This is a genomic window from Pseudomonas sp. GM33 (assembly GCF_000282295.1).
GTDB classification, from domain to species: Bacteria; Pseudomonadota; Gammaproteobacteria; order Pseudomonadales; family Pseudomonadaceae; genus Aquipseudomonas; species Aquipseudomonas laurylsulfatiphila.
The window spans coordinates 1-10633 of record NZ_AKJO01000047.1 but is presented as its reverse complement, the minus strand read 5'-3'; the positions used below and the strand labels follow the sequence as shown (position 1 = coordinate 10633).

Genomic DNA, 10633 nt, shown 5'->3' with positions numbered 1-10633 from the left:
CTCCCACAGTTCTATCGCATAATGGCTGGCCCTGGCGGCGTGTCAGGGGATGTATTGGGGAGCTCGGGAATTGTTGATCAGGTGGCAGGGGGTGGCATTTTTGCTACTCGGCGCACTATCAGGCTGTGGCAACAGTGACGCCCTGGAAAGCTTCGGCGGCCCGACCATGGGTAGCACTTATTCGATCAAGTACGTACGCCATGCCGGCCTTCCAGCACCTGGCGAAGTCCGTGTCCAGGTCGAGCAAATCCTCGCTGACGTGGACCGGCAAATGTCGACTTACCGCAGCGACTCGGACATCGAACGCTTCAATGCATTACCAGCCAACCGCTGTCAGGCAATGTCGGCGTCGATCCTCAAGTTGGTCCGCGTGGGCGAGCAACTGTCCGTGCAGAGCGAGGGTTCCTACGACCTGACGGTGGAGCCGCTGCTGAACCTCTGGGGGTTTGGTCCGCAGGCCCGGGAGGAGAAGGTCCCGACCGCCGACGCGCTCGCTGAAGCACGCCAGCGCGTCGGCCACCAGCACTTGCGCATCGATGGCGACAATTTGTGCAAGGACGCCGCCGTGGAGGTCGATTTCAACAGCATCGCCGCCGGTTATGCGGTGGACACGATTGCTACAAGGCTCGAGGCGATGGGCATCCACGACTACCTCGTGGAGGCGACGGGCGAGCTCAAGGCGGCCGGCAAGAAGCCCGACGGTTCGCCGTGGCGCATTGCCCTGGAAGAGCCGCGCGATGACCAGCAGGTGGAAGAGCGCATTGTTGCGGTCGACGGTTATGGCCTGTCCACTTCCGGCGACTACCGGAATTATTTCGAGCAGGGCGGACAGCGTTTTTCCCACACCTTCGATGCCCGCACCGGTGCGCCCGTCTCACACGCCCTGGCGTCCGTCACGGTGATTCATCCTTCAGCACTGATGGCCGATGGCTTATCGACCCTGTTGCTGATTCTCGGCCCGGAGCGCGGTTGGGACTTCGCGGAAAAACACGATATCGGCGCATTTTTTGTGATTCGTGCCGATACAGGTTTCGTCACACGCAGCAGTCACGCTTTTGAACGCCTAGGTGGCAAAAAAACCGAGTGATTGCGGCGATTTGAGCATTGAAAACTGGCGTTGTAGTGCAGGCAAAAGTAGCCTACGACGCGACCAAGGGTTAATGTGCCCGGCGTTGACGCTTCTATAGACTGTGTCCGGGTGCTGCACTGGCCCCAAATTGTTCCTTCATGCCACAGATTGGCGTGATTTAGCCGCAGGTGCCGAGGGTGCCGCGGCCTGTTCTGAGGAGTACGCATGGCTGTCTACAACTACGACGTGGTGGTGTTGGGTTCCGGCCCGGCGGGGGAAGGCGCGGCAATGAACGCCGCCAAGGCAGGGCGCAAGGTGGCGATGGTCGATAGCCGTCGCCAGGTCGGCGGCAACTGCACTCACTTGGGCACCATCCCGTCCAAGGCACTGCGTCACTCGGTGCGGCAGATCATGCAGTTCAACACCAACCCGATGTTCCGTGCCATTGGTGAGCCGCGCTGGTTCTCGTTCCCGGACGTGTTGAAAAGCGCCGAAAAAGTCATCTCCAAGCAAGTCGCTTCGCGTACCGGCTACTACGCTCGCAACCGCGTCGACGTGTTCTTCGGCACCGGCAGCTTCGCCGACGAGCAAACCATCGAAGTGGTCTGCGCCAACGGCGTGGTCGAGAAACTGGTGGCCAAGCACATCATCATCGCCACCGGTTCGCGTCCATATCGCCCGGCGGACATCGATTTCCACCACCCGCGTATCTACGATAGCGACACCATCCTCAGCCTCGGCCACACCCCGCGCAAACTCATCGTTTACGGCGCAGGCGTGATCGGTTGCGAATACGCCTCGATCTTCAGCGGCCTGGGTGTGCTGGTCGAGCTGGTGGACAACCGTGGCCAGTTGCTGAGCTTCCTGGACTCGGAAATCTCCCAGGCCCTGAGCTATCACTTCAGCAACAACAACATCACCGTTCGCCACAACGAAGAGTATGACCGCGTCGAAGGCGTGGACAACGGCGTGATCCTGCACCTCAAGTCCGGCAAGAAGATCAAGGCCGACGCCTTGCTCTGGTGCAACGGCCGTACCGGCAACACCGATCAGTTGGGCCTGGAAAACATCGGCGTGAAGGTCAACAGCCGTGGCCAGATCGAAGTCGACGAGGCGTATCGCACCTGCGTGCCGAATATCTATGGCGCCGGTGACGTGATCGGCTGGCCGAGCCTGGCCAGTGCCGCCCACGACCAGGGCCGTTCGGCCGCTGGCAGCATTGTCGACAACGGCAGCTGGCGTTTCGTGAATGACGTGCCGACCGGCATCTACACCATTCCGGAGATCAGCTCGATCGGCAAGAACGAGCAGGAGCTGACCCAGGCCAAGGTGCCGTACGAAGTCGGCAAGGCGTTCTTCAAGAGCATGGCGCGGGCGCAGATTGCCGGCGAGCCGCAAGGCATGCTGAAGATCCTGTTCCACCGTGAAACCCTGGAAGTGCTGGGCGTTCACTGCTTCGGTTATCAGGCGTCGGAGATCGTGCACATCGGTCAGGCGATCATGAACCAGCCGGGCGAACAGAACACGCTGAAGTATTTCGTCAACACCACGTTCAACTACCCGACCATGGCCGAAGCCTATCGGGTCGCGGCGTACGACGGCCTCAACCGGCTTTTTTGAGCGGCTCCGGCCGGTGGCCTGAGCCGGCCGGGGAGACCGATTTCAGCAATTCTCGAGCGTGGCGGTGGCCAAACCGGGAAAGTCTGTAATCAGGCTGTCAACGCCGAAGTCGGCGAGTCTGCGCATCAGCGCAGGCTCGTTGACGGTCCACACCGACACATGCAACCCCTGACGCTGCGCCTTTTGCAGGCGTTCCGGCGTACACAGGGTCCAGTTCAGCGCCAGAATCTCACAGCCATAACTGGCCGCGACCTTCAGCGGGTCGAGCCAGGCGTACTCCGCCACCAGTCCGCGGGACACGTCCGGCACCAGTTCCAGCGCAGCCTTCAGCACTTCACGGGAGCTCGAGGTGATGGTCACCTTGTCCATCAGGCCATGACGCTGGACCATTTCGCGAATCGCCAGCACGGTGGTCGCGGCACGCATCCGTGATGCGCTCTTGACTTCCAGCTGCCAGTGATCGAAGTCGCACTTCTCGAACAGTTCTTCCAGCGTCGGAATCGGGCACGGCTTGATCCAGCCCGGGCCACCCTTGCGCGCGTCATAGGTCACAAGCTCTGCCGCCGTGTGTTCGACGACCTTGCCGCGACGGTCCGTGGTGCGCTTGAGGGTCGGGTCGTGGATGACCATCAACTCGCCGTCCCTGGACAGGTGCAGGTCCAGTTCGCAGCGACGCACGCCGTGCTTGAGACATTCCTGAAAGCTGGTCAGGGTGTTTTCCGGTGCTTCGCCCTTGGCGCCGCGATGGCCGTAGATGAGGGTCACGGTTCTTCCTTAAATTAATTGCCTGATTCGAGATGTTCGCGGGCCAGGCGTCGTTCCTGGGCCTGCTTCTGCAAGATGTGGCGGGCCAACAGTTGGCGCTGGGCGTCGGTCAGGTGTTCGAACTCGGTGCCGACGTCGTAGCCATCGCCCTTGCGGTCGCAATGGGTGACACGGGCGCGCAGCAGCAGGCCCAGGGCTTGTGGCATCAGCACCAGCTTGACCGACAGGTGTGCGCCGGCGGCGATGGGCGATGGGTGCTGAAAGTCGATACCGCCTTCGGAAATGATCACCGGCTGCGGTTTGCCGATCTGCCCGAGCACGGTGATAGCAATCACCTGGCTCAGCAAATCGATGCGTTTGTTCTGTGATTTCAAGAATGCCGCAATGTTGCGGTCGCGCTCATTGATCTGGCGCAACAGGTGCTGCGACTCGAATTCACTGAGGTGCAGTTCGCTGAGCAAGTTGAAGAGTGGGGAAGCATCCTGCAACACTTCCTGGCCCGCGGCTTCAGAAGCGGACAGGGGCCGAATTTCCAGTGCGATCGTATCCTCGATACGGTAGTATTCGCGGCGATCTTCTTCATCTAATGTCGACATGGCGAACCCATGGTAGCGGCGGTGGTCTGAGTGTAAAGCTGGTTATCGACCCCCGCCACAAGGACGTTCCTTTTCCCTCCGAACAAGCCCCGACATGTTCAGACCTCTCTTCGTATTTATCGGCACGCGTTACACCCGTGCAAAGCGTCGCAATCATTTTGTGTCATTCATTTCCCTGACTTCGATGATCGGGCTCGCCCTTGGCGTGGTCGTGATGATCGTGGTGTTGTCGGTGATGAACGGCTTCGATCATGAGATGCGCACCCGCGTGCTGGGCATGGTGCCCCACGCGACCATCGAGTCCGGCGAGCCGATCAGCGATTGGCAAAGCCTGGCGGCCAAGGTCAGGCAGAACCCGCAAGTGACGGCCGTGGCGCCGTTTACGCAAATGCAGGGGTTGCTGACCAATAACGGCAAGGTCTCGAAGGTCCTGCTCAATGCCATCGACCCGGCGCAAGAGCGGCAGGTGTCGATCATCGATCACTTCATGACCCAGGGCAAACTCGATGACCTGGTGCCGGGCGAGTTCGGCATCGTCATCGGCGACAAAGCCGCAGCCAAGCTCGGTGCGGTCATCGGCGACAAGCTGACCTTCGTCGCGCCGGAGGTCACCGTGACCCCGGCCGGGATGTTCCCGCGCATGAAACGCTTTACCGTGGTCGGCATTTTCCATGTCGGCGCCGGTGAGCTCGATGGCTACCTGGGCGTCACCAACCTGCAGGACCTGGCCCGGCTGCATCGCTGGAAACCGGATCAGGTCCAGGGCCTGCGCCTGAAGTTCGACGACCTGTTCCAGGCGCCGCGCACCGCGTGGAGCATCGCCCGCGACCTCGGCGAAGATCGTTTCTATGCTCGCGACTGGACCCGCACCCACGGCAACCTGTATCAGGCGATCCGCATGGAAAAAGCCATGATCGGCCTGTTGCTGCTTCTGATCGTTGCCGTCGCGGCGTTCAACATCATTTCCACGCTGGTGATGGTGGTGAACGACAAGAAGGGCGACATCGCGATCCTGCGCACACTGGGCGCCACGCCGGGCACGATCATGCGCACCTTCATGGTGCAGGGCACGGTCATTGGCGTGGTCGGCACGGCCATTGGCGCCGTGGTCGGGATCTTTGCCGCATTGAATGTCAGTGCCGCGATCTCGGCCCTCGAAGGCCTGATCGGCCACAAATTCCTCAACGCCGACGTGTACTTCATCGATTACCTGCCGTCGCAAGTGCAGAGCCAGGACGTTGTCATGGTCTGCGCCGCCGCGTTGATCCTGAGTTTCCTCGCCACCCTGTATCCAGCCTGGCGTGCCGCGCGCACCCAGCCTGCGGAGGCGCTACGTTATGAGTGAGTCGGGCATGAGTGAAAAAGCAATCTTGAGCTGCCGCAACCTGGGCAAATCCTACGAGGAAGGTCCGGAGTCGGTAGAGGTCCTGGCCGGGCTGCAACTGGAAATGCATCCGGGCGAGCGTGTGGCGATTGTCGGCAAGTCGGGCTCGGGCAAAAGTACCTTGCTCAACCTGTTGGGCGGCCTCGATACGCCGACCAAGGGCAGCGTCTGGCTCGATGGCGAAGAACTGTCGGCGCTGAGCGAGAAGAAACGCGGCCTGCTGCGTAACCGAGCCCTGGGCTTCGTGTACCAGTTCCACCACCTGCTGCCGGAATTCACCGCGCTGGAAAACGTCTGCATGCCGCTGCTGATCGGCAAGACCGCGATCCCGCAAGCGCGTCAGCGTGCCACGGCGCTGCTGGAGCGGGTAGGGCTGGGCCACCGGCTGGAACACAAACCGGCCGAATTGTCCGGTGGTGAGCGTCAGCGCGTGGCCATCGCCCGCGCCCTGGTCAACACACCAGGCCTGGTGATGCTCGACGAGCCGACCGGCAACCTCGACGCCCACACCGCCCAGGGCATTCAGGACTTGATGCTGGAACTCAGCACCTCGATGCGCACGGCGTTCCTGGTGGTGACCCACGACATGAACCTGGCCCGCCAGATGGACCGCGTCCTGCACCTGCAGGAAGGTTGCCTTACGCCCATCTGATTGGCTGCAACCCGATGCCTGGAAAGGCGTCGGGTCTTTTATTTTTATACGGTGCCCCAGCGAATGTTCAGACCGTTATCGATCTTTATCGGCACGCGCTATACCCGCGCCAAGCGTCGTAATCGCTTTGTTTCCTTCATCTCGATGACCTCGATGATCGGCCTCGCCCTGGGCGTGCTCGCCATGATCGTGGTGTTGTCGGTGATGAACGGCTTCCAGCGTGAAATGAGCTCGCGCATCCTCGGCATGGTGCCGCATGCCACCATCGTCGGCGTCAACCCGATTGACGACTGGAAGCCCGTGGCAGCGGCCGCGATGAAAAACCCGGAAGTGACGGCGGCGGTGCCGTTTACCGAAATGGAAGGCATGCTGTCCTACAAGGGCACGATGCAGCCCATCCAGGTCAGTGGTGTCGACCCGGCGCTGGAAGGCCAGGTGTCGATCGTTGCCAAGCACATCGTCCAGGGCAGTCTCGAGGCCCTGAAACCGGGCGAATTCGGCGTGGTGATCGGCGAGATCACGGCGCGGCGCTTCCGCCTGAACGTCGGCGACAAGATCACCCTGATCGTGCCGGAAGTCAGCAATGCGCCGGGCGGCATTACCCCGCGGATGCAACGGCTGAATGTGGTCGGCGTGTTCAAGGTCGGTGCCGAGCTGGATGGCACCATGGCCCTGATCCACATGGCCGATGCCGCGCAGATGCAGCACTGGGAGCCGAATCAGGTGCAGAGCGTGCGCCTGGCGGTGAAGGACCTGTACGCCGCACCGCAAGTGTCGAGCGACATCGCCACGGGGCTGGGTGCCGCCTACAAGGCTGACGACTGGACCCACACCCAGGGCAGCCTGTTCAGTGCGATGAAGATGGAAAAAACCATGATCGGCCTGCTGTTGCTGATGATCGTCGCGGTGGCGGCGTTCAACATCATCGCGACCCTGATCATGGTGGTGAACGACAAGGGCGCGGACATCGCGATCCTGCGCACTATCGGTGCCACGCCACGGCAGATCATGGCGATCTTCATGGTGCAGGGCACGGTGATCGGTATTGTCGGCACCTTGATTGGCGGTGTGTTGGGCGTGATTGCCGCGCTGAACGTCAGCCAGATCGTGGGCTGGATCGAGCGGGTCAGCGGGCAGCACATCTTCAGTTCGGACGTGTATTTCGTCAGCAACCTGCCGTCCGAGCTGCAAGGCGGGGATGTGCTGCTGATCTGCTCTGCCGGGTTTGTCTTGAGCTTCCTCGCCACCGTTTACCCGGCGTGGCGTGCGGCGAAGATCGAACCGGCTCACGCCTTGCGCTATTCGTAAGCCGTTACACCGCTTTCGCGAGCAAGCCCGCTCCCACACTGGAATGCGTTCCCCTGTGGGAGCGGGCTTACCCGCGAAGAGGCCGGAACTGCTGGCCTCAATCTCCCCTTGGCAACTCAATCACAAACCGCGTCCACCCATTCTCCGATTCGCAACGAATCTGCCCGCCATGGGCGCGGATGATCGACTGCGTAATCGCCAGCCCCAATCCCGCATGTTCACTGCTGCCTTCGCGACGTGCAGGATCGGCCCGATAAAACCGGTCAAACAGGCGCGGTAATAGATCTTCGGAAATCTGTTGGCCCGTATTTTCAACGGTCAGGCGCAATTCTTTTGGCTGCTCGACAATCCGCACCCGAACTTCGCCATCAACCGGTGTAAACCGCAATGCATTGTCCAGCAGATTGGACAGCGCCCGACGCAACATGCTGCGATCACCTTCCATGTGCGCGTTACCGTCACGGCTCAATTTCACCCGGGCGTCCTCTGCCAGCGGCGCAAAAAACTCCAGCAGCAGATCCGCTTCCAGTCCCAGCTCCAAGGGCTCGCGCTTGGGCATCAACAGGCCATGGTCAGCCTTGGCCAGATACAGCATGTCGTTGACCAGTTGCGCCATCCATTGCAGCTCCTCGAGGTTGCTGTGCAGGGCTTCGCGGTAGTCCTCGATGGGGCGGGGGCGGGTGAGGGTGACCTGGGTGTGGGTCAGCAGGTTCGATAATGGCGTACGCAATTCATGGGCGATGTCGGCAGAGAACGCGGACAGGCGCTGAAAAGAGTCGTCGAGGCGTCCGAGCATGGCGTTGAAGTTGTGGGCCATGTCCGCCAGTTCCGGTGGCATGTTTTCTTCAGGCAACCGCATGTTCAGCGATTGCGCGGAAACACCGCTGGCGACCGCACTGATGCGTCGCAACGGGCGCAAGCCGCTGCGCGCCGCCCAAGCCCCGAGCAGTGCGGTGGCCAGGGCTGACAGGCCGACGGTCAGCCAGATCAGATGCTGCATGCGTTGCAGAAAGTGCTGGTGGTGGGTGATGTCCAGCAGCAGGGTCAGTTGCGGCGAATCGGGCTTGTCCGCAACAAGCGGCGCATTCAGCACGCGGTAATCCATGCCTTCATGGCTCACCGTCGACAATCCGGGCTGGCGCGGCAATAGCGGCGGAATGTCTGACGAGCTGTCATACCAGCGCTGACCGTCGCTGCCGGTGATGCGCAGTGACAGATCAGCCTGCCGGCTCAGCTCCTCCGTCAGCTTCACTTCGCTGTCACTCGATTGAAAGTCGTGCAGGGCCCGACGCAAGCCCGTCAGCTTGCTGTCCAGCAATTGCTGGTCGAGCTCAACAAAGTGCGCCTCACTGGCGCGGCTGAACAGCACCCCAGCGAACAACGACACCACGGCGGTGCAAGCGGCAAACAACAGCGCCAGGCGGCTGCTCAAGGAGAGACGACGCATCAGGCAGGGCGCTCTTCAAGCACGTAGCCCATGCCGCGCACGGTGTGGATCAGCTTGTTGGGGAATTCGTCGTCGATCTTCAGGCGCAGGCGGCGGATCGCCACCTCGATGACATTAGTGTCGCTGTCGAAATTCATGTCCCAGACCTGGGACGCAATCAGCGACTTGGGCAGGACTTCGCCCTGGCGGCGCAGGAGCATTTCCAGCAGGGCGAACTCCTTGGCGGTCAGGTCGATCCGCTGGCCGCTGCGTTCGACCCGGCGCCGGATCAGGTCCAGGCGCAAATCGGCCAGTTGCAGGCTGGTCTCCTGAGGTGTCGCGCTACCACGACGCAGCAGGCTGCGGACCCGGGCCAGCAGTTCGGAGAACGCAAACGGCTTGACCAGATAGTCGTCGGCGCCCAGTTCGAGGCCGTGAACCCTGTCTTCCACGGCGTCGCGCGCTGTCAGAAAAAGTACCGGCGTGTCCAGGCCGGCGCTGCGCACGGCTTGCAGAATCTGCCAGCCATCACGGCCAGGCAGCATCACATCGAGAATCAGCAGGGCATACTCGCCGCTGAGGGCCAGTTGCTGGCCGGTGCTGCCGTCGGCCACCAGTTCCGCGTTGAATCCGGCCTCGGCCAGACCCTGGCGCAGGTAGTGGCCGGTTTTCGGTTGGTCTTCGACAATCAGCAGTTTCATGGGCGACTCATGGCAAATGGAACGAACGCTTTATACCGTGGGCAGCGTTCATACAGGTCAACCTGACAAAGTTGTAATCTGGCTGTCAGGTTACGGGCAGTGGCAGCAGTTTAGAGTTTTCTTCATGCCGAGCCTTATCTTGTTGGAGTACGAAGATGTTTTCACGCAAATCCCTGGCGCAAATCCTCTGTTTGCTGGCGCTGAGCTCACCGGTGTGGGCGGACGGCGGACATGCCTACGATTTCGGCCAGCCGGCCCCGGCGGCCAAGGCGACCCGCAGTGTCGAAGTGGTCATGGGGGACATGTCCTTCACGCCGAAGGCCATCGATATCAAGGCCGGGGAAACCGTGCGCTTCGTGCTGGTCAATAAAGGCCAGTTGCTGCATGAGTTCAACCTGGGTGACGCGGCGATGCACGCCAGGCACCAGCAGGAAATGTTGCAGATGCAACAGAGCGGCATGCTGACGCCAACCGGCATGAAGGCCATGGACCACAGCAACATGGCTGGCATGGATCACGGCAAAATGGATCACGGCATGAAGCATGACGACCCCAACAGCGTGCTGGTGGAGCCGGGCAAGACCGCCGAGCTGACCTGGACCTTCAGCAAGGCCACCAACCTTGAGTTTGCCTGCAACATCCCCAGTCATTATCAGGCCGGCATGGTCGGTAAACTGACTGTCAGTCAGTAAGCACTCAAAGGCGGGAGCAAAGGCTGATAGAATCCGCTGATTCTTCAGTCAGGTTTCCGCCATGCATCCCGCAGCCGAACACTCGCCGCTGGGCAAGTCCAGCGAATACATCGCCACCTACACGCCGTCCCTGCTGTTCCCGATCCCGCGCACCGCGAAGTGGGCGGAACTCGGCCTGACGGCTGAAACCCTGCCGTACAAAGGCGTGGACTTCTGGAACTGCTTCGAACTGTCCTGGCTGCTGCCGTCGGGTAAGCCGGTGGTGGCGATCGGCGAATTCAGCATTCCGGCGGATTCGCCGAACATCATCGAGTCGAAATCGTTCAAGCTCTATCTCAACTCCCTGAACCAGACGCCGTTTGCCGACACCGCGAGCCTTGAAGCGACGCTGGCCAAGGATTTGTCGGCGGCTGCCGGCAA

10 protein-coding genes and 1 pseudogene are annotated in these 10633 nt (G+C 61.3%); 7 read left to right on the top strand and 4 right to left on the bottom strand.

Features of this window, described 5'->3' with window-relative positions:
- The first annotated feature begins 49 nt into the window (after positions 1-49).
- Both PMI26_RS22165 and sthA read left to right on the top strand, forming a co-directional pair.
- A complete protein-coding gene (locus tag PMI26_RS22165) occupies positions 50-1087 on the top strand; it encodes an FAD:protein FMN transferase (protein WP_177323524.1) in 1038 nt (345 codons plus the stop codon).
- A 207-nt stretch (positions 1088-1294) separates the two neighbouring features.
- Positions 1295-2689, top strand: coding sequence for a Si-specific NAD(P)(+) transhydrogenase (gene sthA, locus PMI26_RS22170; RefSeq protein ID WP_007972111.1), 1395 nt, complete (start codon positions 1295-1297; stop codon positions 2687-2689).
- Between the two features lie 42 nt (positions 2690-2731).
- Here sthA and PMI26_RS22175 read toward each other — a convergent pair whose 3' ends face one another.
- Positions 2732-3454 (bottom strand): glycerophosphodiester phosphodiesterase, encoded by a 723-nt coding sequence (locus tag PMI26_RS22175; protein WP_007972110.1) that lies wholly within the window; start codon positions 3452-3454, stop codon positions 2732-2734.
- A gap of 14 nt (positions 3455-3468) precedes the next feature.
- Positions 3469-4050: a PilZ domain-containing protein gene (locus PMI26_RS22180; protein ID WP_007972109.1), complete on the bottom strand. Its 582-nt coding sequence runs from the start codon at positions 4048-4050 to the stop codon at positions 3469-3471.
- Between the two features lie 94 nt (positions 4051-4144).
- On the opposite strand from PMI26_RS22180, the gene PMI26_RS22185 reads away from it, so the two are divergent.
- The 3 genes from PMI26_RS22185 to PMI26_RS22195 all read left to right on the top strand — a co-directional run bounded on the left by PMI26_RS22185 (position 4145) and on the right by PMI26_RS22195 (position 7394).
- Positions 4145-5395, top strand: a complete 1251-nt coding sequence (locus tag PMI26_RS22185) for a lipoprotein-releasing ABC transporter permease subunit (protein WP_007972108.1) — start codon at positions 4145-4147, stop codon at positions 5393-5395.
- Positions 5396-5402: 7 nt separating this feature from the next.
- Positions 5403-6086, top strand: coding sequence for a lipoprotein-releasing ABC transporter ATP-binding protein LolD (gene lolD / locus PMI26_RS22190; protein ID WP_162831815.1), 684 nt, complete (start codon positions 5403-5405; stop codon positions 6084-6086).
- Between the two features lie 63 nt (positions 6087-6149).
- Positions 6150-7394, top strand: a complete 1245-nt coding sequence (locus PMI26_RS22195; protein ID WP_007972106.1) for a lipoprotein-releasing ABC transporter permease subunit — start codon at positions 6150-6152, stop codon at positions 7392-7394.
- 97 nt (positions 7395-7491) lie between these two features.
- Here the strand turns inward: PMI26_RS22195 and PMI26_RS22200 are convergent, their stop codons facing one another.
- Complete coding sequence (locus tag PMI26_RS22200) at positions 7492-8841, bottom strand: heavy metal sensor histidine kinase (RefSeq protein ID WP_007972105.1); 1350 nt, start codon at positions 8839-8841, stop codon at positions 7492-7494.
- A complete protein-coding gene (locus PMI26_RS22205; protein ID WP_007972104.1) occupies positions 8841-9521 on the bottom strand; it encodes a heavy metal response regulator transcription factor in 681 nt (226 codons plus the stop codon). The genes PMI26_RS22200 and PMI26_RS22205 overlap by 1 nt, the downstream gene beginning before the upstream one ends.
- A gap of 155 nt (positions 9522-9676) precedes the next feature.
- On the opposite strand from PMI26_RS22205, the gene copI reads away from it, so the two are divergent.
- Both copI and PMI26_RS22215 read left to right on the top strand, forming a co-directional pair.
- Complete coding sequence (gene copI / locus PMI26_RS22210; protein WP_007972103.1) at positions 9677-10213, top strand: copper-resistant cuproprotein CopI; 537 nt, start codon at positions 9677-9679, stop codon at positions 10211-10213.
- A gap of 61 nt (positions 10214-10274) precedes the next feature.
- Positions 10275-10633: pseudogene (locus PMI26_RS22215) on the top strand (NADPH-dependent 7-cyano-7-deazaguanine reductase QueF); the annotation flags it as partial.